This is a genomic window from Pseudomonas sp. ACN5 (assembly GCF_002303975.1).
GTDB classification, from domain to species: domain Bacteria; phylum Pseudomonadota; class Gammaproteobacteria; order Pseudomonadales; family Pseudomonadaceae; genus Aquipseudomonas; species Aquipseudomonas laurylsulfatiphila.
On record NZ_MRCP01000013.1, the window covers coordinates 83,166 to 107,345 of the forward strand.

At 55.3% G+C, this 24,180-nt stretch carries 25 protein-coding genes, 1 tRNA gene and 1 pseudogene; 10 read left to right on the top strand and 17 right to left on the bottom strand.

Going from position 1 to position 24,180, the window contains the following annotated elements:
* Window positions 1–90 precede the first annotated feature (90 nt).
* The 6 genes from BSF40_RS22650 to BSF40_RS22675 all read right to left on the bottom strand — a co-directional run bounded on the left by BSF40_RS22650 (window position 91) and on the right by BSF40_RS22675 (window position 6,577).
* On the bottom strand, window positions 91–1,497 hold the full coding sequence (locus BSF40_RS22650) for an ABC transporter substrate-binding protein (protein ID WP_172435737.1): 1,407 nt from the start codon (window positions 1,495–1,497) through the stop codon (window positions 91–93).
* 236 nt (window positions 1,498–1,733) lie between these two features.
* Window positions 1,734–1,979 (bottom strand): ferredoxin family protein, encoded by a 246-nt coding sequence (locus BSF40_RS22655; RefSeq protein ID WP_003180418.1) that lies wholly within the window; start codon window positions 1,977–1,979, stop codon window positions 1,734–1,736.
* A gap of 26 nt (window positions 1,980–2,005) precedes the next feature.
* Window positions 2,006–3,736: a fumarate reductase/succinate dehydrogenase flavoprotein subunit gene (locus BSF40_RS22660; protein ID WP_095966830.1), complete on the bottom strand. Its 1,731-nt coding sequence runs from the start codon at window positions 3,734–3,736 to the stop codon at window positions 2,006–2,008.
* The gene (locus tag BSF40_RS22665) at window positions 3,733–4,485 is read right to left on the bottom strand and encodes a GntR family transcriptional regulator (protein ID WP_095966831.1); all 753 of its coding nucleotides are present in this window, start codon (window positions 4,483–4,485) and stop codon (window positions 3,733–3,735) included. The genes BSF40_RS22660 and BSF40_RS22665 overlap by 4 nt, the downstream gene beginning before the upstream one ends.
* 219 nt (window positions 4,486–4,704) lie before the next feature.
* A complete protein-coding gene (locus BSF40_RS22670; protein ID WP_095966832.1) occupies window positions 4,705–5,673 on the bottom strand; it encodes a Gfo/Idh/MocA family protein in 969 nt (322 codons plus the stop codon).
* Between the two features lie 16 nt (window positions 5,674–5,689).
* Complete coding sequence (locus tag BSF40_RS22675) at window positions 5,690–6,577, bottom strand: Dyp-type peroxidase (RefSeq protein ID WP_095966833.1); 888 nt, start codon at window positions 6,575–6,577, stop codon at window positions 5,690–5,692.
* Window positions 6,578–7,042: 465 nt separating this feature from the next.
* Here BSF40_RS22675 and BSF40_RS22680 point away from each other — a divergent pair, with 465 nt between their 5' ends.
* Window positions 7,043–8,668 carry an NADP-dependent glyceraldehyde-3-phosphate dehydrogenase gene (locus BSF40_RS22680; RefSeq protein ID WP_095966834.1) on the top strand — a complete coding sequence of 542 codons (1,626 nt, stop codon included), beginning with the start codon at window positions 7,043–7,045 and terminating at the stop codon, window positions 8,666–8,668.
* Window positions 8,669–8,812: 144 nt separating this feature from the next.
* Window positions 8,813–9,028, top strand: a pseudogene (locus BSF40_RS22685) (FUSC family protein); the annotation flags it as partial.
* Between the two features lie 15 nt (window positions 9,029–9,043).
* On the opposite strand, the gene BSF40_RS22690 reads toward BSF40_RS22685, so the two are convergent.
* Complete coding sequence (locus BSF40_RS22690; RefSeq protein WP_095966835.1) at window positions 9,044–9,937, bottom strand: DMT family transporter; 894 nt, start codon at window positions 9,935–9,937, stop codon at window positions 9,044–9,046.
* A gap of 136 nt (window positions 9,938–10,073) precedes the next feature.
* On the opposite strand from BSF40_RS22690, the gene BSF40_RS22695 reads away from it, so the two are divergent.
* Window positions 10,074–10,511, top strand: coding sequence for an Lrp/AsnC family transcriptional regulator (locus tag BSF40_RS22695; protein WP_095966836.1), 438 nt, complete (start codon window positions 10,074–10,076; stop codon window positions 10,509–10,511).
* 56 nt (window positions 10,512–10,567) lie between these two features.
* A complete protein-coding gene (locus tag BSF40_RS22700; protein WP_095966837.1) occupies window positions 10,568–10,897 on the top strand; it encodes a YceK/YidQ family lipoprotein in 330 nt (109 codons plus the stop codon).
* Between the two features lie 60 nt (window positions 10,898–10,957).
* On the opposite strand, the gene BSF40_RS22705 is transcribed toward BSF40_RS22700, so the two are convergent.
* Window positions 10,958–11,629, bottom strand: coding sequence for a Bax inhibitor-1/YccA family protein (locus BSF40_RS22705; RefSeq protein ID WP_015094846.1), 672 nt, complete (start codon window positions 11,627–11,629; stop codon window positions 10,958–10,960).
* Between the two features lie 123 nt (window positions 11,630–11,752).
* Here BSF40_RS22705 and BSF40_RS22710 point away from each other — a divergent pair.
* Window positions 11,753–11,840 (top strand) — tRNA-Ser (locus tag BSF40_RS22710).
* 203 nt (window positions 11,841–12,043) lie between these two features.
* A complete protein-coding gene (locus BSF40_RS22715; protein WP_095966838.1) occupies window positions 12,044–12,253 on the top strand; it encodes a hypothetical protein in 210 nt (69 codons plus the stop codon).
* Between the two features lie 131 nt (window positions 12,254–12,384).
* Here BSF40_RS22715 and BSF40_RS32185 read toward each other — a convergent pair whose 3' ends face one another.
* The 3 genes from BSF40_RS32185 to BSF40_RS22730 all read right to left on the bottom strand — a co-directional run bounded on the left by BSF40_RS32185 (window position 12,385) and on the right by BSF40_RS22730 (window position 14,735).
* Window positions 12,385–12,795: a hypothetical protein gene (locus BSF40_RS32185; protein ID WP_141249785.1), complete on the bottom strand. Its 411-nt coding sequence runs from the start codon at window positions 12,793–12,795 to the stop codon at window positions 12,385–12,387.
* Between the two features lie 477 nt (window positions 12,796–13,272).
* Window positions 13,273–14,028, bottom strand: coding sequence for a hypothetical protein (locus tag BSF40_RS22725; RefSeq protein ID WP_172435738.1), 756 nt, complete (start codon window positions 14,026–14,028; stop codon window positions 13,273–13,275).
* A gap of 101 nt (window positions 14,029–14,129) precedes the next feature.
* Complete coding sequence (locus BSF40_RS22730) at window positions 14,130–14,735, bottom strand: N-acetylmuramoyl-L-alanine amidase (RefSeq protein ID WP_095966841.1); 606 nt, start codon at window positions 14,733–14,735, stop codon at window positions 14,130–14,132.
* Window positions 14,736–15,334: 599 nt separating this feature from the next.
* On the opposite strand from BSF40_RS22730, the gene BSF40_RS32190 reads away from it, so the two are divergent.
* From BSF40_RS32190 to BSF40_RS22740, 4 genes are all read left to right on the top strand, one after another.
* On the top strand, window positions 15,335–15,937 hold the full coding sequence (locus BSF40_RS32190) for a hypothetical protein (protein WP_141249786.1): 603 nt from the start codon (window positions 15,335–15,337) through the stop codon (window positions 15,935–15,937).
* Window positions 15,934–16,452 (top strand): hypothetical protein, encoded by a 519-nt coding sequence (locus BSF40_RS32195; protein WP_141249787.1) that lies wholly within the window; start codon window positions 15,934–15,936, stop codon window positions 16,450–16,452. The genes BSF40_RS32190 and BSF40_RS32195 overlap by 4 nt, the downstream gene beginning before the upstream one ends.
* A 276-nt stretch (window positions 16,453–16,728) precedes the next feature.
* Window positions 16,729–17,265 (top strand): M15 family metallopeptidase, encoded by a 537-nt coding sequence (locus BSF40_RS22735; RefSeq protein ID WP_172435739.1) that lies wholly within the window; start codon window positions 16,729–16,731, stop codon window positions 17,263–17,265.
* 434 nt (window positions 17,266–17,699) lie between these two features.
* Window positions 17,700–18,773 (top strand): PIN domain-containing protein, encoded by a 1,074-nt coding sequence (locus BSF40_RS22740; protein ID WP_095966843.1) that lies wholly within the window; start codon window positions 17,700–17,702, stop codon window positions 18,771–18,773.
* A 260-nt stretch (window positions 18,774–19,033) separates the two neighbouring features.
* On the opposite strand, the gene BSF40_RS22745 is transcribed toward BSF40_RS22740, so the two are convergent.
* The 6 genes from BSF40_RS22745 to BSF40_RS22770 form a co-directional block, all read right to left on the bottom strand.
* On the bottom strand, window positions 19,034–19,792 hold the full coding sequence (locus BSF40_RS22745) for a hypothetical protein (protein WP_095966844.1): 759 nt from the start codon (window positions 19,790–19,792) through the stop codon (window positions 19,034–19,036).
* A gap of 274 nt (window positions 19,793–20,066) precedes the next feature.
* Complete coding sequence (locus tag BSF40_RS22750) at window positions 20,067–20,861, bottom strand: endonuclease NucS domain-containing protein (protein ID WP_095966845.1); 795 nt, start codon at window positions 20,859–20,861, stop codon at window positions 20,067–20,069.
* Window positions 20,862–21,059: 198 nt separating this feature from the next.
* Window positions 21,060–21,854: a DNA adenine methylase gene (locus BSF40_RS22755; protein WP_095966846.1), complete on the bottom strand. Its 795-nt coding sequence runs from the start codon at window positions 21,852–21,854 to the stop codon at window positions 21,060–21,062.
* A 201-nt stretch (window positions 21,855–22,055) separates the two neighbouring features.
* Window positions 22,056–23,090 carry a phage late control D family protein gene (locus tag BSF40_RS22760; protein WP_095966847.1) on the bottom strand — a complete coding sequence of 345 codons (1,035 nt, stop codon included), beginning with the start codon at window positions 23,088–23,090 and terminating at the stop codon, window positions 22,056–22,058.
* A gap of 51 nt (window positions 23,091–23,141) precedes the next feature.
* Entirely contained in the window at window positions 23,142–23,348 is a 207-nt protein-coding gene (locus tag BSF40_RS22765) for a tail protein X (RefSeq protein WP_095966848.1), read from the bottom strand.
* The gene (locus BSF40_RS22770) at window positions 23,323–24,180 is read right to left on the bottom strand and encodes a phage tail protein (RefSeq protein ID WP_095966849.1); all 858 of its coding nucleotides are present in this window, start codon (window positions 24,178–24,180) and stop codon (window positions 23,323–23,325) included. Before BSF40_RS22770 ends, BSF40_RS22765 begins: the two co-directional genes overlap by 26 nt.

A 24,180-nucleotide genomic window follows, 5' to 3' on the forward strand; every position in this document is an offset into this window, starting at 1 on the left:
AAAGCGGTCGGACATTCAACATTGATGTCGACTGACCCACCGCTTTCGCGAGCAAGCCCGCTCCCACATTTGATCGAGTCGTTCTAGGGGTTAGCGGGTGGCTACGGCCTGGGTTGTGGCATCGGTGAAGTCGAATACTTTCCCGCCTTGGGCGCTGGCGAACTGTTGGGCCTGGCCTTTGAGCAGGAACGCGCTCAGCCGCCCCTTGGCGTCGGTGGCAAACCACGCCTGATCCGCCAGCAACTTGATCCCGCTGTCGCTGGCCTGGGTGTACACCGCGCGGATGTTCTTGCCTTCCTGTTTCAACGCTGTCAGCGCGGTAAATGCCGATTCCGCCGAGGCGTACTGACGAACTTTCGGCTCGCCACGCACCCAGATTTCTGCCACATGGCTGAAGTCGGTGATGGCCTTGCCGCTTGCCGCATCGACAGCCTTGAGCGGCGTCTGCCGGTAATTCCCAAGCTGCGCGCTGTAGTCCAGGTTCGAGGCCTTGAAGGCGGCGCGGATGTACTGGTCGTCGATGAAGGTGTTGAGATCGAGACCGCGATCGGCCTTCTTCAACAGCTTGAGGGTATCGATGGCGGTGCCCACGGCCTGGCGGTATTCCGGCTTCCAGCTCAGGTCGCGGGTCTGCACGCCGAGGGGGCCATGGAATAGGTAGTTGACCTCGGCATCGACCCCGGTGACCTTGGCGATCAGTTCACTGTATTTCTCCGGCTCAGCCGCCAGCAGCTGATTGGCTTCGATGCTCGCCCGCAGGTAGGCGACGACGATTTCCGGGTACTTTTTCGCATAGGCCTGATCGACCAGCGCACCGTGGAAGGTCGGCGCATCGGCCTGGGAGCCGTCATAGATCTTGCGGGCGAAACCACGGCTGGGGAACAGCTCGGCGAAAGGTACGAAGTCGGCGTGAGCATCGATCTTGCCGGCCTGCAACGCGGAGCCGGCGACTTCCGGCGGCTGGGCGATGATGTTCACGTCCTTGAGCGGGTCCCAGCCCTGGGCCGCGACGGCGCGCAGCAGCATGCCATGGGCGGTGGAAGCGAACGGCACGGAGATGGTCTTGCCCTTGAGTTCGGCCAGCGACTGCACGCCCGACGCACTCGGCACCACGATGCCGTTGCCACTGCCCTTGGTGCTGCCCGACAATACGCTGATGAACAGGCTGTGCTTGCCCGCCGTTTCGAAGGCCACGCCGTTGAACGCACCGGGGAAATCGGCCATGGCGCCGAAGTCGAGTTTGCCGGCGACCATCTCGTTGGTCAGCGGTGCGCCGCTGGTGAAGTTTTTCCACTGCACGTCATATTGGGCGTCTTTGTAGGGGCCGTCGTGGGGCAGGTATTTGTCCAGCAGGCCGAGCTCGCGAATCAACAATCCGCCGGCGGCGCAGTTGATGGTGGTGTCCTGGGTGCCGATGGCAATGCGGATGGTTTCGGCCGAGGCCGACAGGGTAAAGGAAGCCAGTACCAGACCGGCCAAAGCTGCACGCAACATCATGAGTGTTTCCCCTCGAATCACTTATAGGATGTTCGTCTCCGCCACGATCAGGGCGTGGTGGGAAACGAGGGGTGTTCTGGATCAGGCGTCCGGTGGTTGCCGGATGGCTTTTTGGGTTGTTTGAACTCGATTCACTGTGGGAGCGGGCTTGCTCGCGAATGCGTCCGTACAGTCAATGGAGATGCCAGCTGTGCCGGCCTCTTCGCGAGCAAGCCCGCTCCCACATGGACGGTATTTCAGCGCAGTAAATAGGGAATCTCCACTTTCACCGCCCCGGTCGGGCAATCCTTTTCACAGGGCATGCAGTACCAGCATTCGTCGAACGCCATGTAGGCCTTTTGCGTGGCCGGGTTGATCGCCAGCAGGTCCATCGGGCAAACGTCGACGCACACGGTGCAGCCTTTGTGGGCGATGCATTTGTCTTCATCGACCGTGACCGGTGCGTTGGAGCGGAAGAAGATTTCCTGGGGTTGGTAAGCCATGTTCGGTCTCTCTCGGGTTGTCGGCATCAAGCCGCATCGGCACCGACCCGCAGCCGGTCGTAAGCCTGCATCTCGTCGGCATCCAGCGGGATGATGTAAGGCTCGACGGCTTTCCTGAAACTGCTCATCAAACCGTTTTCGTCCTTCTTCAAGTGGCAATGGCAGAACCAGTCGCGGTCGTTGCGTTGCGGGTGATCGACGCGGTGGTGGTAAAGCCCCCAGCGACTTTCGGCGCGGAACAATGAAGCGCGGGCGGCCATTTCGGCGCAGTCGCGGATCATGCTGACTTCCATGGCGCGCATCAGCTCGTGGGCGTTGTGGGCCTTGATCTGGTCGAGGTCGCGCTGGATGTCGCTGAAGCGTTGCAGGCCGATCTGCATCTTCTTTGTCACTTTTGGCGGTTGCAGGTAGTCGTTGACGAAGCGCCGCAACTTGTACTCAACCTGGGCCGGTGGCAGGCCGTGTTCGCGGTCCAGCGGTGCATAGACCCGCAGCTTTTCGCTTTCGATCTGCGCGGCATCCAGCGCGGAAAACTCACGCCCGGCGACAAAATCCGCCGCGTTGTTGCCGGCAAACCAGCCATAGGTGAACGCACCGAGCATGTAGTTGTGCGGCACCGCCGCCATGTCCCCCGCCGAGTACAAGCCCTTGACCGAGGTCTCGGCCTTCTCGTTGACCCATACCCCCGACGCCGAATGCCCGCTGCAAAAACCGATTTCCGAGATGTGCATCTCGACCATTTGCGTGCGGTAGTCGGTGCCGCGATTGGCATGGAACTGGCCCCGGCTCGGACGCTCGTTGCTGTGCAGGATCTCTTCGATATTCTGGATGGTTTCCTCGGCCAGGTGATCGAGCTTGAGGAACACCGGACCGTTGCCGCTCTCCAGCTCCTGATGGAACTCCCACATCATCTGCCCGCTCCAGTAGTCGCACTCGATGAAGCGCTCGCCCTTGTTGTTGGCGGTGTAGCCACCCAGGGGACCGGTGACGTAAGCGCAGGCCGGGCCGTTGTAATCCTTGATCAGCGGGTTGATCTGGAAGCATTCCAGGTTCGCCAGCTCGGCCCCGGCGTGGTAGGCCATCGAGTAGCCGTCGCCGGCATTGGTCGGGTTTTCGTAGGTGCCCATCAGGTAGCCCGAGGACGGCAGGCCCAGGCGGCCGGCGGCGCCGCAGGCGAGGATCACCGCCTTGGCCTTGATCACATGGAAGTCCGCCGTACGGCAGTCGAAACCCATTACGCCGTTGACCGCGCCCTCTTCATCCGTCAGTAATCGGGTGCAGACCAGGCGATTGGTGATACTCACCCGCGCGCGCTTGAGCTGGCGGTACAGGACTTTCTTGATGTCGTGCCCCTCCGGCATCGGCAACACGTAAGCGCCCATGTGGTGGACCTTTTTCACCGCGTAGTCGCCGGTTTCGTCCTTCTCGAACTTCACGCCCCAGCGGTCCAGTTGCTCGATCGTCTCGAAGCTGTGGGTGGCATAGGCGTACACCGCGGCCTGGTTGACGATGCCGTCGTTGGCGATGGTGATTTCCTTGGTGTATTGCTCCGGGGTCGAGTGGCCGGGAATGATCGCGTTGTTCAGGCCGTCCATGCCCATGCTGATCGCGCCGCTGCGCTTGACGTTCGCCTTGTCGATCAACAACACCCGCAGGTCGCGGTTGCGTTCCTTGGCCTTGATCGCCGCCATCGGCCCGGCGGTGCCGCCGCCGATCACGACGATGTCGTATTCCTGCTCCAACGTGCTGCGCGTCATGCCTGATCCCCTTTTTGCCGGTCGATCCGCAGGCGGTACTGGAAGGCATCGCCACGGTAGTAAAGGTGTTCGAAGTCCAGCGGCCGGCCTTCGGCGTCGTGGGTCAGACGCTCGATGCGCATGATCGGCGAACCGGGTTCGACGTTCAGCGCCTGGGTCAGGTCGCTGTCGGCCAGTACCGCATCGATGGCCAGGTCAGCGTGACCGAGTGCCAGGCCGCAGTCGTTTTCCAGGATCAGGAAAATGTCGCGGGTGACCAGGTCGGCTTTTTCCAGGCGCTCACCAACATCCTTGGGCAGGTAGGTGATTTCCAGGGAAATCGGCTCGCGATTGATCAGGCGCACCCGCTTGATCTGCGCCACGATCTCGCCTTCCTCGACCTGCAAACGCTCGGCGACAAGCTTGTCGGCTGCAATGAATTTGAAGCTGCGCAGGCGGTTGATGACCTCGTAGCCGCGACCGGTCATGGACTCGGCCAGGCCTTGCAGGGTGCTGACGTTCTGGAAGGTTTTCGGCTTGGCGACGAAAGTGCCCTTGCCGTGGATCTTGAAGATCAGCCCTTCCTTTTGCAGGTCACCCAAGGCCTGGCGCACGGTGATGCGGCTGACCTTGAACAAGGCGCCAAGCTCGCTTTCGGAAGGCATCTGGCTGTCTTGCGGGTATTGGCCGTCGAGGATGCGGGCGCGCAGCACGTCTCGCAGCTGGGTGTGCAGCGGGACACTGCTTAGGGATAGAACGTTATCGGTCATGGCAGATCACTTGTTATAACGAGTTATGACGTGATCTTAGAGAGGCCGTGTGGGGATTGAGAAATACTGTTTGAGAATAAGGTTAGATTCGCGAAGCAAGAACAAATGTGGGAGCGGGCTTGCTCGCGAAGGCGGTGTATCAAACAACATTGACGTCGCCTGACACTCCCTCTTCGCGAGCAAGCCCGCTCCCACAGGGGTGATGTGTGATCTGAAGAATCAGCCGCGCTTGAGAATCTGGTCCATCACCCAATCAGTCTTCAGCGCCTCTGCGGCCACCGCCGGATGCTGCGCCTCACCACGAATATGCGCATTCATGCCCAACACGTGGTGCCACTGAATGTGCGCGTGATGCTCGATGGTCAGGCTGAGGTTTTCGTCGGCGTGCAACTCGACCGGGTGCTCGTCGAACACTGAAAAGCTGATCCGGCCTTGACTGCCAATCACTTCGACCCGGTCTTCGCGACGATCGGCGGCGAAGTTCCAGCAACCCATCCCCAGTGCCCCGCTGGCAAACCGCCAAGTGGCGCTGACGGCATCTTCGGCCGCGTACAAACCGGCCTGCCGTGCGGTGAACCCGGCGACTTCGACGATATCGCCGAACAGGTACTGAAACAGGTCCAGGCCATGGCTGGCCAGATCGGCGAAGTAGCCACCACCGGCAATCGCCGGATCGGTGCGCCAGTTGTTCGCACCCGCAAGATCCGCTGCCGACGGGGTTTTGGTGAGGGTCCAGCTCAAGTGCCGAACCTCGCCGATCCGCCCCTCCTCCAGCCATTGCCGCACTTGCCGGAAGCGTGGCAGCGAACGCCGGTAATAGGACACGAACAGATGCAACCCGGCATCGGCAAACACCTGCTGCATCTCGCGACTTTGCCCGGCGTTGAGCGCCATCGGTTTCTCGACGCAGCAATGCTTGCCGGCGGCGGCCACCTGCAAGGCATAGGCGTGATGGCTGTCGGGCGGTGTGGCGATGTATACGGCGTCGACCTCGGGATCGTTGATCAGCGCATGCGCATCGGTATAAACCCGCGCGATGCCGTGGCGCGCGGCGTAGTCGGTGACGGCTTCCAGGCGCCGCCCCATCACCGCCACCAGCGCCGATCCGGGCGCCTTGTAGAAGGCCGGTGCGCTTTTGCGTTCAGCGACACTGCCACAACCAATCATGCCCCAACGCACCAGGTTCATAGGCTCTCCTTGCCGTTCAGTCGCTACGCAATGCGCGCAGGTCCAGTCGACCGTCCTTGAGCGGCGGGCACCAGTAGTAGCCACCGGTGACCGGACGGCTGATGCGGTACAGGCCGTCGGTGATGCCGTCTTCCAGGCCACTCATGCGGCGCAGTTGGGCTTCGAAGGCGTCGAGGGAGAAACCGAAGGCCAGGAACATCAGGCCGGCGCGGTCACCTTCGATCCACGGCATCGAGCGGCGCACCACGAAGGCCTCAGGCGCAAAACTTTCCTGGGCGGTGCGTTTGACGTGGGCGGAAACCGGCGCATCGTCGATCTCTTCGTTATCGCTCAGGCGGCGGCCCATGATGTTGTCTTTCTCATCCGCCGACAGCCCGTGGAAACCTTTCAAGTCATGCTGCCACTGCTGGATCGCGGCGAAGCTGCCACCCACCAGGCCGTACGCGCCCTCAGCCACCAGTGCGGCGGCTACTGCGGCTTCATCGTGGGGGTTTTCGGTGCCATCTTCGTAGCCGGTCAGGTCATGGCCGGTCATGTGGCGGAAGGTTTCGTTCATCTGCACCAGGCGCAACGCCGGGGCCAATGCCGCGGCGATGGCGTTGCTGCGGTTGAGCAACTCGCCACGGTCCTCGCCGTGCAGCCAGCACCAGAGCGCGTGTTGGGTCGACGGATTGTCGACGCCGACGCCCGTCAGCGCCGGGAACGGCCGCAGACCGTCGATCTGCCCGTCCAGCGCCTTGACCAGGGACTCGCCGAAGCCGGCCACCACCGACTTGCCGTCCACCAGCCCTTGCAGGTTATCGAGCGCGGCCGGCAGTGCAGCGGCGGATTCGAGCGCGAAGAACATATGGCGGGCTTGAGGTGGAACGGGGGTGGCGAGAATGCCCGGCTGGTAATGACTCATATGAACTCCTTGAAAAGAGCATGGAGTTTAACCGGTGTGTGAGGTTTTGTGTGCCGTCGGAGGTCAGGAACCTGTGGCAAAGGGGCTTCGGTGGTAAGTGGACTAATATGGCAAGTGGCTTCTGTGGCGAGGGGGCTTGCCCCCATTGGGCTGCGAAGCAGCCCCAAAACCTGCCGCTTCGGTATGACTGGAAATGCAGGGGAGCGCTGCGCGCTCCAACGGGGGCAAGCCCCCTCGCCACAGAAGCCCACTCACCACAGAAGTCCGCCCACCACAAAAGCCCCTACCAATGCCAGGCGGGCGGGTTGAGGGCATTGGGGGCCAACAAGGGGCACTTCTGAGGCCATGACGCAGGGCACCGATAAACCCGCGAACGGCAAAACGCTGAGATGAGTCATGACAAGGGTTGCTGAGGTCTGCTAAAACGATTCATCAGTGCATCACCCAATCCAGAGGGGTAACGACATGACCACAGCCAATATTCTCCAGAACCTGTTCCCGAGCCCCGCCGACGTCCCGGAAAAGTATCGCCTTGACGGCCAGACCGAACAGCGTGAGTACCTGGTCGATGGCGTACTGAAAACCTGGAACGGGCCACTGGCCCAGGTCCGCAGCCCGGTATACCTGACGGGTGCCGATGGCGACGAACAAGTGATACTCGGCAGCACGCCGCTGCTCGATGCCGATACCGCATTGACCGCCCTCGACGCAGCCGTGCGCGCCTACGACCGCGGCCAGGGATTGTGGCCGACCATGCGCGTGGCCGAGCGCATCCAGCACGTCGAAACCTTCCTCGGGCGCATGCGCGAGCAGCGCGACGCCGTGGTCAAGTTGCTGATGTGGGAAATCGGCAAGAACCTCAAGGACTCGGAAAAGGAGTTCGACCGCACCTGCGACTACATCGTCGACACCATCAACGCGCTCAAAGAGCTCGATCGCCGCTCCAGCCGTTTTGAACTCGAACAGGACACCCTCGGCCAGATCCGCCGTGTGCCGCTGGGCGTCGCCCTGTGCATGGGGCCTTACAACTATCCGTTGAACGAAACCTTCACCACGCTGATCCCGGCACTGATCATGGGCAACACCGTGGTGTTCAAACCGGCGAAACTCGGCGTGCTGCTGATTCGCCCGCTGCTGGAAGCCTTCCGCGACAGCTTCCCGGCCGGGGTGATCAACGTCATCTATGGCAGTGGCCGCGAGACGGTCAGTGCGCTGATGGCCAGCGGCAAGATCGACATCTTCGCCTTCATCGGCACCAACAAGGCCGCCAGCGACCTGAAAAAACTCCACCCCAAACCCCACCGCTTGCGCGCGGCGCTAGGCCTGGATGCGAAGAACCCGGGCATCGTCCTGCCGGAAGTGGATCTGGACAATGCGGTCAGTGAAGCGGTGACCGGCTCGCTGTCCTTCAATGGCCAGCGCTGCACCGCCCTGAAGATCCTGTTTGTCCACGAAGACGTGGTCGAGTCCTTCATCGACAAATTCAATGCCAGGCTCGCCAACCTCAAGCCCGGCATGCCCTGGGACAGTGGCGTAGCCCTGACGCCCCTGCCGGAATCGGGCAAGGTCGACTATCTGCATGCACTGGTGGCGGATGCCGAGAGCAAAGGCGCCAGGGTGGTCAACCCCAACGGCGGCGAGGCCCGTGCGTCGTTCTTCTACCCGGCGGTGCTGTACCCGGTTACGCCGCAGATGCGGGTTTACCAGGAAGAACAGTTCGGCCCGGTCATCCCCATCGTGCCGTACCGCCACCTGGATACCGTGATCGACTACGTGCTGGAGTCGGACTTCGGCCAGCAGTTGAGCATCTTCGGCACCAATCCGGTGGCGGTCGGCCGGCTGGTGGACACCTTTGCCAACCAGGTCGGGCGCATCAACCTCAATGCCCAATGCCAGCGCGGCCCGGACACCTACCCCTTCAATGGTCGCAAGAACTCGGCCGAAGGCACCCTGTCGGTGCATGACGCACTGCGGGTGTTTTCGATCCGCACGCTGGTGGCCACCAAGTTCCAGGAGACCAACAAGGACCTGATCAGCGAGATCATCAGTGGTCGCAGTTCGAGCTTCCTGACCACCGACTACATCTTCTGAGGAGAGCCAGCCTGAGTACATCCAGAGCCGATCGACTGCCACCGCTGCTGCGCCGATTGCTGCGTCCGTTGCTGGACCCGTACCGGCGCTACCGCCATGCCCGGGTGATCCACGCGGTGCGGGTGTCACTCGGCTTGCTGGCGACGACAGATCCGCGTGCAATTGATCGGCATGGCCCGGGCGTTGAAATCAGGCGCCACCCAGCGCCTCGATCGACCCATGGAGGTGCCGCTGGTCAGTCTCGATGCACCGGTCTACAACACACTGGACGGCTATCGCCTGCTGACCCGGCAACTGGCCGCCAACATCGGCGAGATGCGCCAGCGCCTGGCCAGGAATGCCCCGCGCTGGAACATCTGACGCGGGCGACGCGGGTTACGGCGTCACCGTGCGCCGAAACTTCAGCGACCAGCCTTGTTGCATGCCGGCAGCGGCCAGCAGAATCGCCGCGACGCCGATCCACTGCAGCGGTTCCAGACGATGACCGAAGGCAAACCAGTCGACGAAAATCGCCGCAATCGGGTAAATGAAGGACAGCGCCCCCGTCAGCGCAGTCGGCAGTTTTTGAATGGCGCCGTACAGCAACACATACATCACACCCGTGTGCACCATGCCCAGTGTCACCAGGCTGGCCCATGCGCTCGGCGCCTGCGGCAGTGTCGAAAGATTCGCCAATGGCGCGAGCAACAACACGCCGGTGCTGACCTGGATCAGCGCAATCAAGTGCGGTGGCGTACCCGTCAAACGCTTGATGATCAGCGCGGCAATCGCATAGAGAAACGCTGCACCCAATGCCAGGGCAATGCCTGTCAGGTAATCGCTGCCGCTCTCGCCCTGGCTGCCATGGGCACTGACGATGGCCAGCATCCCGAGAAACGACACGCCCAGCCAGGCAAGTTTCTGCGCGGTGATCTTTTCGTTGAGAAACAGCGCCGCCAGCCCAACCAGCATGAACGGCTGGACGTTATAAACGGCGGTGCCGATGGCAATTGACGCCCGGGAATAGGATGCGAACAACAACACCCAGTTACCGACAATCGCGACACCGCTGAGCACCGCCAGCAGGAAGGTCGTGCGAGTCAAAATGCCGGGGCGCAGAAAGCCGAAAGCTGCGCAAATCAACAGCAAGGTGCCGGCACCGAACAGGCAGCGCCAGAACACCACATCCAGCACCGGTTGCCCGGACACCAGCACGAACCAACCGATGGTGCCGGAGATCAGCATGGCGGCCGTCATTTCGAACGAACCGCGGCGTAGGGTTTTGTCCATCATCAGACTCCTGTGTTTGTGGCCAAAGTATGCCAATGCACCCGGGGGCTACTCCATAGCAGAAAGCAGGCTAAACTCTGAATCGGCCTTTTTTATGAAGGCAGTTTCAAAAAAATGCCTAACAGAAGGTTTCGCCATGACCGACGATATCGACCAGGTGCTGATCACGGCCCTGATGCAAGACTCGCGACGCTCGCTCAAGGCCCTGGCGCAAATCAGCGGCCTGTCCTCCCCCAGCGTCGCCGAGCGCCTGCGCCGCCTGGAAGAGCGTGGCGTGCTCAAGGGCTACACCGTTGAAATCGACCCGAAAAGCTTCGGTTACCAACTCCAGGCCATCGTGCGTATTCGCCCGTTGCCGGGCCAGTTGCAAGAGGTGGAGCGGCAAATAATGGCCATTGCCGAATTCACCGAGTGCGACAAGGTGACCGGCGACGACTGTTTCATCGCGCGCCTGCATGTGCGCTCGATGGAACAGCTGGACACCCTGCTCGACCGCCTCAACACCCACGCTGAAACCAATACGGCCATCGTCAAGAAAACCCCGGTCAAGCGCCGGTTGCCGCCCATGGCGTGAGTGATATTTATTTCTGGCTGCAGTAGATTGATGGTTTCCGGCGAAGGATTGACGGTATGAAAACTCAGGCAATGCTGCTGGTGGCTATGATGCTTGCGGGTTGCGGCACGATTCAGACGGTTGTGCGCAGTGACGAAGTGGCCTCGAAAAGTCTCAAGGAACAAAAGAGTTACTGCGGCGCGGTACCGCGAATCTACAGCGGCGTGACCTACGACTTTTGCATGCTGAACGCGCCCCTCGAAGAGGGTCAGGATGCACAGATACATGGCCCCGCCCCCGCCATCGTGTTACTCGATGCGGTCGTGTCCGGCGCGATGGATACCTTGCTGCTGCCCTACACCCTCTACCGCCAGCAAGCTGACGGCAGCATTGTCATTACCGAGTAACCCTGGTTTCCAGGCAATAAAAAACCCGCCTGAGCGGGTTTTTTACTTCAAGGCCGACGATCAGTCATCACGGCTCATGATGCCGAACAGCTGCAACAGGCTGACGAACAGGTTGTAGATCGATACATACAGGCTGATGGTGGCCATGATGTAGTTGCGCTCGCCGCCGTGAATGATGGCGCTGGTCTGGAACAGAATGCAGACCGAGGAGAACAGCACGAAACCTGCGCTGATCGCCAGTTGCAGACCGCTGATCTGGAAGAACAGGCTCGCCAGCGTCGCACCCAGCAGCACAAAGAAACCTGCCGTGATGAAACCGCCGAGGAAGCTCATGTCCTTGCGGGTAATCAGCACATAGGCCGACAGGCCACCGAACACCAGCGCGGTCATCGCGAAGGCCGAGCTGACCACTTCAGCGCCGCCCTGCATACCCAGGTAACGGTTGAGGATCGGACCAAGCAGGAAACCCATGAAACCGGTCAGGGCAAATGCCGACACCAGGCCCCAGGCGGAATCACGGAGTTTGTTGGTGAGGAAGAAAAGACCGTAGAAGCCGATCAGCACCACGAAGATATTCGGGTAGCCAACACGCATCTGCTGGGCAACGTAGGCCATCACACCACTGAATGCGAGGGTCAGGGCGAGCAAGCCGTATGTGTTGCGCAGGACGCGGCTAACCTCTAGCTGCTCAGCCTGCACGCTGTTATTAACTGCGTAATCCTGTTCGCGCATGGCGACACTCCTGTTGGTTTGAAACGTTCAGTCGCAAAGATCATAACAGACACTCTGTAACTAGCTATGCAGAGAGTTTGACAGTGTGTTTCATTCAGGTATTATGGCGCCCGCAACGCAAACGGAGGTGTGGCCGAGTGGTTTAAGGCAACGGTCTTGAAAACCGTCGACTGTAACAGGTCCATGAGTTCGAATCCCATCGCCTCCGCCATCTTTATACGACAAAGCCCTGATTATTCAGGGCTTTGTCGTTTCTGGAGCCTGTGAATCGGTGCAGCCTCTGGAGGTCGTTACAAAACTATTTGGTAACCGTTACAAAACTTTCCTGATTTTCCCTCTCCCAGCGTCCTGCCAACGGTTAAAAATCCTTCATGAAACGCAGTGCTACGCTGACCTCATAACCGAGGATTCTCGATGCCAAACTCAGACCTGCTCCCTTCCCTGCTGTTCAAGATCAACGAAAACCAGCTCGCCCTGGAAGCCGCCATCATGGAACTCACCAACTGGGTCGAGCAGCGTGGAGCGGCCGATGTTGCCGACAACGTGCGTGCCGCCCTAGAAGCCATCGACAAGAATGAAGAGTTCGTCAAGATGACGCTCGCGGTGATGATGGCGCCGGAGTGACAGTATTCGGACAGAAATTGCCCTTCAGAGCAGACAACGATCGGCCAAAAGCTGTCAGTCGAAGGTGTCCAATAAACGATCTTCGACACGAGACTCATAGTCATAAGCGGACCCTATCTCCAAGTTCATCTTTATTTTGGCGCAGCCTTACTAAAGATAACCTGCCAAAAAAAGCCGTTCTGAAAAGCGATTAAAGGCCATATCAAGTCAATTTTTGCCATTCCACTCGAGTCCTTCTGCACAAGCGACCATATGGCAAAAAAAACAATTGGCGAAACAAGTATTGGTATCAAAAGCGCAGGCAAAGAAATATCTGCAAAACCTTTTTTTTCGCCAAAAAGATCCCACAAATAATTCGCAATCATCCCCAATACCATCCAGCATGCAAGATGCCAGGAAAATACAACATTATGAAATGGCTCAACAATTAGTGATACCTCATTAGCAGGTAGATTTCCCACATAAAGAGTTAAAACTCCAGTAACGAAAAAAACTATAAAATACGCAGATACAACAGTGATTTTAAGAACGCGCCCATGCATAGCCTCACTCCCCTACGAAATGATCTGCCTTCCGTTTACTCGTTTCGAATCCTTTCCCCTTCAAGGCGTCTCCACAAACGGTTGTCATAATCTCATTTTCATCAGACTCAACAATAATGTAGCAGCAGATTCTCTTGCCGCTGTCTCGACGCAGTAAAGGGTGAACAGCCAGCAATATGATACCAAGCGACAGGCCGGTTTGTTTCGTTTGCAGCCCTTCACGAAAAGTAGCAATTGGCCGATAGTTGTGCTTTACAAAAAACGATGTTTTCTAGCTAGCAGCTATCTACCTTCTATTATGATGGATCAGGCACAGCAAAAAAAATCATATAGAAACCAAACCCAAATTATCGAGGCTAAAACTCATCCAAAAAACATCTAGGACAATAAATCTAATAAGCATCACTGGTGCCTTCTGCATGCCTTCGATCTGAGCATCCGAATTGGCAGCATGATTATTGTTGTTTAAAATAAAAGTTATTTAACTAGCTGTTGCGTGGCCGCTTCAATCGCCCTCTTCGCATCAGCGGGCGCAATATCTGCTACACCTATCAGGTACGGCTCAAGATAGGTATCCTCCAATCCGAAAAGTATCCGAACCGTCGCTGCTGCCTCAAAAGATTTTTGGATTGCGCTTACATCAAGAATCGCCTGCGATGGAACTGCCAGGCTCACCTTGTCGTTACTCATTCCGTACACAAGAAAAGAAAGCTGTCCACTTATTTTTCGATCTTGAGCGGCTAATCCGATAGGAATCAACCCACTCAAATCAACACCGTTTTCAGTGGTTTCCAGAAGTGCAGTTATACGAAGACCTACACCAATACGCCCAATCGCCTGTTTATTGTCATTGAACATAATATTGTGATTCGTATAATTGGCATAGTCAAATGTGACCTTATAACTACCTTTTGCAACTTTGCCACCAGACCCTAAGTAAGTAAATGAGCCAGAGGTATCACGCTTTTCGACACTAATAAGTGTTTCAGTGCTCGTTAGTCGACTTCGGATTACCGCAGGCTTCAAAGATAGCACGTCCTCTTCAACACGTTTCTTTTGTTTGGCATCATATATTTGAATCGTTGTTACGGGCATTGGAATTTCAGTAGGAATCATTCGCGCCTTTGAGTTTTCAATCGAACCGTCGAAAGCAGCTTTGGGAACTGTAATGCCTGTACAGCCAACAAACGCCAACACTGGCGCAATAACGATCATTCTGAGTAGCTTCATCATAATCATCCTTTACTATATAAGCACACTTGGGAGTATTGCTCTTACTGCCAACATGTACCTTTAAGATCCTCACCAGAGCAATCAGGACTTGCTTAGAATACCTATGCTCGCCCGAGAATGACTGAACGAAAACTATCAATTGGGAATAGTGGGCCGGGATCAACCTTGCGACCAGGACTCACATCATCATGGCCAAGGACATCAGTGAAGTTATACTTATTGTGCAACAGCACGCCAACATCGATAGCCATATTAATTTGTTCATTCGAATATTCATGCCAGCCCGTCTCCCCTGTTTCGGCTTTGTGCGTAGCAACTGATACCTCATCATCAGGAATTACAGTTTTTGCCCAATTCACCCACTGCCCAGCTGGGTTTCTCCTGAGTTTCCCTGCATTAACTAGCTCAATTCCAATAGAGTAATTATTCATGCTTTCGAGGCTACCCCACTTGCTTTTCCCTGCGTGCCAGGCACGGCGATTGAAAGAGACCATTTGTACGATTGTCCCATCGCGATCAATAACAATATGGGCTGACGCCTGTGCATCCGGATTTTGGAACCATGAGACGGCACCAGACAGTGTAGTGCCCGCGGTATAGTGCATTATCAGATAGATGGGTGAAATTTCGAGGGAGAAGTTCGGACTTGCAATGTACGAAATTTTTTCCTCAGGTAATCCCACAAGCATATGGTTTGATATTTTCATAACCGCACCATTCAATTTTAGAAGAAAAGTTATTTTTGATATAAGTACTCGAGAAGCAATGCTGACTGGAGAATCATCTCAACGATAGCCCATGGCCATTCCATCTTCCAGTCGACAGCCTGCATTAAATGACCCGACTAACAAATTGCTCGCTAAACCAACCACTTATCCAGCACAAGAGGACACTACTCGCCATTCTGCACAGCCCTAAATTGGATGATTTTATAGAGCGAACAATCTCCCCCCCTAGGGCCAATGATTGTGCAAGGCTCGGCAGTCGCAGAGGTCTTTTTGTTGCGTATCTAGATCGACTCTAGATGAGGATAGCTGTTTCGATCTGATAGAGATCCTATGTGTCGCAACTAAATCAAGGTAATCAGGTAGGAAGAGCACAGCTGTATTTTAGGCCTGTGTGAAAAAGCACGCGCCGTTTTGACGTCTGCGTTGCTACCTAAAATCTGCCAGCTTGGCTCATCAGCTGACCTGAAATTTGCGTAATAGCATGAAATGAGGAGATTAGCATGATAATTTTGACATCTTGTCAAAGAGGGACTACACAGAAATAAGGCGTTCTTACAAACTTTTTAGGATGGGAGCCAATGACTGCTCAAGAAGCTACGGAAGAAGTAGATTCGAACGTTTCTCGTAAAAAACCTACCGAGACATGGCAGCAGTTTGTTTGGTTTACCGCTGTAGTTTTCTTGTTTGTGACAATGTGTTTTTTGCTGTGGACTGTTTGGAATAATTCAGCGCGGTCGATGGATGTTATTATTGCAAGCTCAAATCAGGGACCGCTCTTTATTTTTGCTGGTTTGAGCTTGGTCAATTCATCGTTGATAAAAACTCTTGCGATTTTGGCTGGTACAGCAATTTCATTTGCTGGCATGGCTATTTCTTTTTTTTCGCATGAAAAAGCCAATCAATTAGTTGCATCGAACAAGGATACGACAGGTGGACAGGCAAAAGTAGCTCTAACGGCATATTCGCCAGGGATATTTGGCGTGGTTGTCGGAGCCGCGATAATTATGACGGCCGTACTAACCCCCAACAGACACACCTACACTCCCACCGAGACTATCAAAACGACTTTCACAGCCCCAGCAACAGTCGATCAACAGAAAACTGCAGTACCATTTGGTCTTCCCTCACCCGACGCGGTAGAAAAAAGCAATATCAATACAGACTCGGAGGGAGAGAAATGAAAAATGCAATTACCAAAGCAGCAATAATTCTCTACACGTGCTTCCTGTTTGCGCTCAGCTTCTCTGCTATTGGAGGAGATAAACCTCCGATTCCTACAGTGCAGAAGATACCATGCGGAATAGCTGAGGTTGTTGTAAAACAGATTTACACCCGCGCCTACGATATAACGAAGTTTGCGGCGGTAGACTCAATAGTTCCAATGCTTGAAACTAGTATTTCTTCAATGAAATATATTAGAGAGTCTTCAGATTCGTGCTCTAAAGTTGACAACTTTCTAAGCTTCTTGGAAAGTGCTCTTTCCAAAGCTTTGGTGTCCCAAAAAGAGGAAGCGCGCGCTGGTGGAATTGCCGGGTTCACATCAAGAAGTAGTGTTACGCTAGATAAGGAGCTTCAAAAGAACTCAGGAGGAGGGTCTTTCTCAGGAGAAATTAGACCACGAGTAAACGAACGTTTATTTGATGATAGAGGTTTAGGGGGAGGGACTCGGATAGAACAAGTAATTCGCTCGGAATAACCAGAACAAGTCAAAAGTGACGATTTTCTGGCGGTGATAGTATGCCGGAGGGACACCAGCAATCTCAAAGAATATTTGACTGCATGACTTAGTAGTGAGGTTCGAGCATATAAGCTCATGCTGGGTACAAATTACTGGACAAGCAAAAGGCTTTGCATGTGTCGATGCTGGAAAGCTCAAGCCACATCTGGCTTCTGGAAAACGATACAGAGGAGCGTTAGTGAGAAGAGATATACAATTATAGATGTTCTGTTTTTTACGATCACGGAGGTTGGTATGGCTGCCGATTTAAATAAACTAAAACCGGCACTGAAAATCAAGGTATTGGAACTAGTTGAGGCATGCTCTGTAAGCGGAGTAGACATGCGACCCAACACTGGCCTGCGCGATCCTTTCGAGCAAGGCCGACTATGGCGTCAATCAAGGTCAATTGAAGAAATTATAAAAAGAATAAATTTTTTGAAAAAACAGGAGGCTCATTTTCTAGCCCATTGCATCGAATCGGTGGGCCCACAAAACGGGAAAAATGTGACGAACGCTGTACCAGGTCTGTCTTGGCATCAATGGGGAGAAGCTATAGATTTTTTCTGGCTGGTCGAAGGCGAGGCCGTATGGTCAATACAAAAACTTATTAATGGAAAAAATGGCTATCAGGAACTGGCCGCACAAGCAGCGAATATAGGGCTTGATGCAGGAGGGTTCTGGAAAAAATTTAAAGATTGGCCTCATGTACAACTCACCCACGAATCCAGTCCTCTGGATCGTATGGATTATCAAGAAATTGATAAAGCTATGCAGGACCTTTTTTCATAGTGATTCCGGCTGAATCTAACCTTGCTCGTCGTGGGGCGATCAGGACTTTAACTGCGAAGAATTACCTATTCCGGAGCCGTTACGTTGATTCATTGGGCTAAAGTTAGAAAATTGTCTGCATGTAAGTAGTCAGTAGGCCATTCGTGAATGTGCATAAGATGGGAAATAAGGTTTAAGCAACGGCAGGGCGGTCCTCCTCTCTGGCGGACGGTCCGCTTCTGACCCACAGCGGGCGATCAGCCGCAGTTCTATGCAGACCTGGAGGCGGAGGTGCCTACGAAAAGAGGGGCGATTCACAAAGCTCTTGATATGAAGATCATCTACGTCTGCGGTGGGGATATTCTGCTAACCTTATCAGCTTAATTATCAAAAATTCTTCATCAGTGTATCGGTCTGCGAAAAAAAGAACTAAATAAATCAGGAGTATAGGGAAAATGCCGCTGGTCACGCGAAACGTTTTCATTGATACAGAGTTTTTTATCAAAGCTAATCTTGATTTTCATTCGAGAACGATTAAGGCTTTCGAGGATTTGTGTGGCGAAAACGAGCTAAACCATATTACCAGCACAATCGTTGTGAATGAGGTAAAGAGGAAAGTTGTTGAGCATATCAAAGATGCATTGAGGGGAATCAATAACTTCAGAAGAAAGGCTGCTGTTCTCAAGGAGTATGATGATGAAAGCATTCAGAGTCTTTTTGTTGAGATAAATGAAGAAGATTTAGAAACGAAAGCGCTGAAAACGTTTGATGATTTTATCGATGCGTCTAATGCCACTATTGTGGATATGAGCGATGTAGATGGCAACGAAATCATAGGCATGTTTTTTAATCAGGAAAGCCCTTTCAGCCCAAAAAAACCCAATGAATTTCGCGATGCCTTTTCATTGCTAGCGATTCGCTCTGCATTGAAAGAACAAGAAAAAGTGTACGTGATTTCTGCTGACCCGGATCATAAGTCTTTTTGTGAAGCAAATGAAAGATTCATCAGCGTCGATACGCTCAGTGCATTACTAGATATCTATATAAAACATAACAACCAGAGAGCTCAGTTTGTCGAGGAGTTTCTGCTTAGAAAGAAAGAAGAAATCAAGCAGAAAATAAAAGAGCAATTAGATCAAGCAGAGGCGTACAATTCATCGACATGGCAAGATGCAGAGCTTGGTGATTTTGACGTGATTGAAGTTGGAGAATTTGAGCCTGAAATTATCCATTTGGATGATGAGAGCTGCCAAATTACATTCGACATTGACGTGAAATTCCTTGTAAATGTTAGCGGGCCGGACTATGCAAACGGCCATTATGATAAAGAAGATGGTGTAATTTACACATTTGACACCACCGAGCGTCAGGAGATAGAAGAAAAGGAATTTTCTGTAGAGTTAGATCTGTCATTTGAAGCTGATGTAGAGGAATTCATAAATGACGAATTCGAATTGAACATTAAAGGCGTTGGCGGCGGAATCGAATTTTCTGTGGAAGAGACGCCGTGGGCAGATCTTAGAATGTAAATACTATAGATAAAATTGTTAGGTGTTTGCGATACAAGCATCAAGCCATGGCGACGATTTAACTTCTGTAGCAATTCCATAGAATGCACTTGAGGAGCTTTTCTGCAATAGAAAGTGACGATTGCCCCTGGTTTTGTAGACTCCACGTGGGGCCGCCATTGACCGGCCTCTTCCTATGGAGAGAGGCAGAGATCGACCCCAAGCGGGCTTTGGGCGTCCGACCTCAAGAGCTGCCAAAGGCATTCACGCTAACAGGCATGTTAGCTATGTTGCAATATTGGCACAAAGACGCCTGCGTGGCGATCAACATTGTAAGAAAGCCCGCCACCGAACTTATAATCTTCAGTATGAGATCTAAGTTCTGTCGAATCAGATTCATACAACGTAAATCTATACCTTCTACTGAATGATGCGGTCCCTGGTTCTGCAACCACACTCAAATCAATGACGTATTCGCCCGGGGTCCACATGAAGAGACGATGAAACAAGTCCAGGAACGGTTTTACTAGCTCTGGTTCTGCTATTACGGCTTGTTCATCCCCTTCAGGGCGGGCTTGAAATTTTTTCCGAATATCTATCCCTAAAGCAGCCTCGCTCTCTCGAACGTGCTTTTCTGTGGAACGGTCAAAAAAATTCAAAAAATTGGCGCCGTGAGCCCAGACCTCGCCTGGCCTCAATGAAAAAGGTACAAACAGCACGGAAGACTGAGAGGACGGGGTCTCGAAGTAGTTCTGCACGGGAAAGGTACCCAGCGAGACACCGTCCCTAGCAATTGAGAGCTGTAATGATCGGACACGAAGCTCGCGTCCGCCCGTGTTTCGAACGCTTACAACCAATCCAACATTTGGGTTTCCAACTTTATGAGTAATTTGAAGACGGCTGTGTACTTCAACCTCAAGTCGCCTTGGCCGGAATAACAAATACAACGGAGGAAGCTGGGATAACACCAGCGCTAGGATCGCGATGACTGCGGACCAAAATTGCCAATCTAAGTAAATCGGGTTTGGTGTTGTTGGCATGTTTTCTCCTGAGGACTTTGAATCCGGCAGCAGTCCTGATACTTGTGAGCTTCTTGATCTTCTACTATCCCATCAACGGCTGAGCAGTGGCCACCCCCTATCCAAGGCGGCAGTGACCGCAATTGGCCGATTGCTGCCTGTCGCGAAGGGCTGAAAACCCAAAGTAGACACATCGGAGAGAACAGACAAGTGCAAACAAGCGGGGCGGGGTTTTTACTGCCCTCTGTTTCACTCGCTCTCCATGCGTGTCGCTGGATTGGTCGTGCCGTCTTCTTCATTCCGGTAGCTGCAGAGCCGGTACTTTAGTTACTGCTACGGAAAGCTTGTATTCGAACAGCTCCACGTCCTTCATGCTCGAGCAGGCCAGAAGCAGATCCTCGGACATGCTGCGGCAAACAATGATGCCGCGTACCTTCTGGTCTAGCTCCGCGAGATCGCGCCGAACCCAGTTCATATAGCGCAGCAGTTGGCCGATTACGCGGTCGTAGCCCCGAGAAACCTTCAGCTCAATCACAACGAACGCACCATTTCGGTCGACGGCGAGAATGTCGATACGTCTACCTCCACCCGCTTCATATTCGATGCCGCGTAGGTCTTCGTCTTCGTACAACTTCAGGCCCGGCTCGATGCATTCGAGGTTTTCGGCCAGGTAACGCTGCAGGTCTTTCTCCAGTAGAAATTCGGTGGAGCCAGGTAGGTTGGTTTCGTCAGTGCACTCGCGAGCGCTTTCAGCCTCCTCTATATTTTGTTCGGCGATATCGCCCTTGACCATTTCCCGAATGGGCGCCGGATCCTTGCCCGCTTCATAGAGTCGAAACTCGCCGGGAGCCACCTTGAATAGAATGTCGTCAGTGGTATTGGTCGAGGGATGGTGCAGGCGACTTGGGTCGTTCGTAGCGGCCTGGACTAAATGCGCGCGAATGCTGCCTGGCTTGAGTTTTGGGTAGTTCGTCGCAAACCACTGTATCGCGCGAGCAGCCGTGAATACTTGGCCCGTTTGGAGGTTCCAGCTCACGAGCATGTCTTTGAGCAGCGCGCGGGTGGTCTTGTCGTAAATCGTCCTGGCCATGTGGGCTTCCTTGCAGCGTTCGATTTGACGGATTGCGCCACATATTGCCTTTAGTGGCGCACAGACATCAAATCCGCTTGCGACGCTATGCCCTGCAAAGTAGAAAATGAGCCCAAGTTTCCTTTGCTCGATTGTCCCTTCTGGCCGAACTCTGCCGTTGCTGACAGGCAGCTTCACGCCCTGAGGAAATCAGTCACCTTAAAACAGCCCTCCAAGTGCTGCTGGTTCCCAGTTCATGATCACCAGTTCACCGCTGACCTCGGTCTTACCCTGGCGTTGGTTGGTCGTGGTGTAGCGAATATCCAGCGTCTCGAAGTGAAAGCCCTCGAACACCCGCCGGATGTCCGGGTGGTCGTTGATACTGACCATCACCCTGCCCTTACAGCGCCGCATGAAATCAGCCATGCGCTCGTAATTCTCGAACGGGAAGTCCACCCCATAACCGGCGGTTTGCCAGTACGGCGGGTCCATGTAGTGAAAGGTATGGGCACGGTCGTAACGTTCAGCGCAGTCCAGCCAAGGCAGATTTTCCACGTAGGTGCCGGAGAGGCGTTGCCACGCAGCTGAGAGGTTTTCCTCGATCCGCAGCAGGTTGATAGCCGGGCCGGTGGTGGCGGTACCGAAGGTCTGCCCGGACACCTTGCCAGCGAAGGCGTGGTGCTGCAGGTAGAAGAAACGCGCGGCGCGCTGGATGTCGGTGAGGGTTTCCGGGCGGGTCATCTTCTGCCACTCGAACACCTGGCGCGAACTGAGCGCCCATTTGAACTGGCGCACGAACTCTTCGAGGTGGTTCTGTACGACGCGATACAGCGTCACCAGGTCGCCATTGATGTCGTTGAGCACTTCCACGGGCGCGGCCTGAGGGCGCATGAAATACAGCGCCGCGCCGCCGGCAAAGACTTCGACGTAGCATTCATGCGGGGGAAACAGCGGAATAAGGCGATCGGCCAGACGACGTTTGCCGCCCATCCAAGGGATGATAGGGGTGGACATGATAGCAAGACCTTTACTGTATAAATAAACAGGTGCTAGGCTCGCTCTGCTTTGTGCACAGAGCAGGAGCCTAGGCGGGACTTGCAGGGACCATCTGCAGGGACGGTGGCCAGGCTGGGTGTTGACGCATCCAGCCTGGCCGCTCCTTTTAATTCGGTGTTAAACCCTCTTTGACCCGGGGCGACTCACTCGCCCGGTTAATCAAACCGGCACTTCGAGCACGACTTTCTGCGGCTTGCCTGAAGCCTTGGCCTTGCCCTCTTTGCCGCCATTGCACTCCACCGACACCGTCCACCCGGACGGGGTGAAGGTGTGATCCACCGACTCCACCAGGTATTCACCATCGAGGCCGCGCTTGAAGCCTTGCGCCTCAATCATGATTTCGGCAAACAGGTCGGTCCGCCCCGGCAGGTCGAGGCGCACCGAGGCGGTCGAACGATTGAACGCCGCCAGACGGGCCTTGGCCGCTTCGTCGGCCGCCGTGCGGTCCGGATAGATATGGCGATCGGTATGCACCGGTGGCAGGCCTTCGGGCACATTCGGATTGTCCAGGTGCGAGATCAGTAGCTCGCCGCTGGCCGGGTCCTGGTACTGGGTGCTGACGCCCTGATGCGCGCTGCGGTCGCTCAAGCGAAACCGCCAGCGGGTGACATCGCTGCGCTGCAGGGTGATGACCGCCAAGACCTTGCCACTGGCGCTCTGCCCGCCTTGTCGCGGCAAGACCAGCAGCTTGCCATCGGCCACCTTGGCCGTGCAGTCGTGCTTCTTGGCCACCCGGGTGATGAAGTTGAAGTCGGATTCATTGAGCTGGTCCATGCGCGGCACCCGGGTGTCGACCGGACATGACGGCTGCCAGCCATTGCGGGCCGCCACGTCACCGACGATCTGCGCCAGGCTGACATCCTCCCAACTGCCGCTGCGCGTGGTTTTGCCGCTGCCACGCATGTCGCTGGCCTTGCCGCTGATCACCAGCGTGTCCGGTGGGCCAGAGACGGCGACCTCGTCCACGGTGTAGCGGCCCATGCGGGTCAGGTCGGCGCCGGCATAACCCAGGTAGACTTCGATGCTCGCACCACGGACAGGCAGCGACACCGCGCCGTCACGGTCGTCGATGCGCAACTCAAACGAGTCAGACGCCATGCCGGGGCGATCGGACAGCTGCAGCGAAACCAACCGATCATTGATCAGCGCGGTAATGTCGGCGCCGTCGGCGACGATACGAAACAGCGGTTGCATCGTGGTACTCCAGGCAAGTAAAAGCCCGCACTCGGCGGGCTGGGTACGGGATCAATCCCACAGTGAAATCACGCTGTCAGTCTCGACCACCAACTCCGGCAGCATGATCAGTACGCCCGCCCGGAACGGTTGTGGTTCATCGGCCAAACCTTGGTTGGCAGCCAGCACCGCCTCGACGCAACGATTCAGGTGGCCGTAATAGTGGTGGCACAGGGTATCGAGCACATCCCCGTCAGCCGTTCTGCAAGTCATCGCCATAACGGACAAACTCCAATGAAAAGCCCTGCTTGCGCGGGATAGCCCCGGGCAGCAAGGCGCTTTGTTCCTCGTCGATATTGGTCAGGCACCAGTTGCCCAGCACCTCGCCGTATCCGGTGGTCAGGTTCAGCGGCAGCAACTTGGCGCCGATACTGCGCAGCGTATCCAGCTGCTTCAACCCACCCTTGAAGCTCGGGTAGATCGCGCCCTTGATGGTGATTTTCTCCTCGCCCAGCCCCACGGCCTGTTGCGCCGGCCGCCGGGTCAGGCGCTCCTGCGCGGCCCAGCGAAACGATGTCTGCCGGCGTAACTCGTCAAACGCCGCCGTGTCCAGGTTGAAGTAATACGGCCGCTCATTGGCCTTGAGCGGGTAGATGATCAGCAGGTGCGGGAAAGGCTTCACCGCGTCGGGTATCGGCGTCATGTCGCCGGCAAACCATTCTGTGGGGAAAATGTTGCCCAACGCGGCATTGGCCTTGCCGGCCACCTTGTTGAACGCCGCGCCAAACCGGCCGATCTGTTCGGTCAGGGCGGAAAAGTGCTCTTCAAACTGCGCCAAGGCTCGCTGGGTCTGGTTGTAGTAGCTGGCGACCTTGCCGATCTTGGCCTGCGCCGAGTTGATCGCATCCTGCAGGCGTCGGGTCTTGTCGCTCAGGTCCTCGCTGATAAAGGGCAGACCTTCCAGCGCATCGGCCGCCCCGCTGATTTCATTCAGCGCGCCATTCATGGGCCCGGTCATCGACTCGATGTCAGTGCGACCGGCTTCACCGGCGTCGACCATGTACTTCAGCCCGCCCTGCAGGTGCTCCAGGTAGTTTTTTTCATCCGCCAT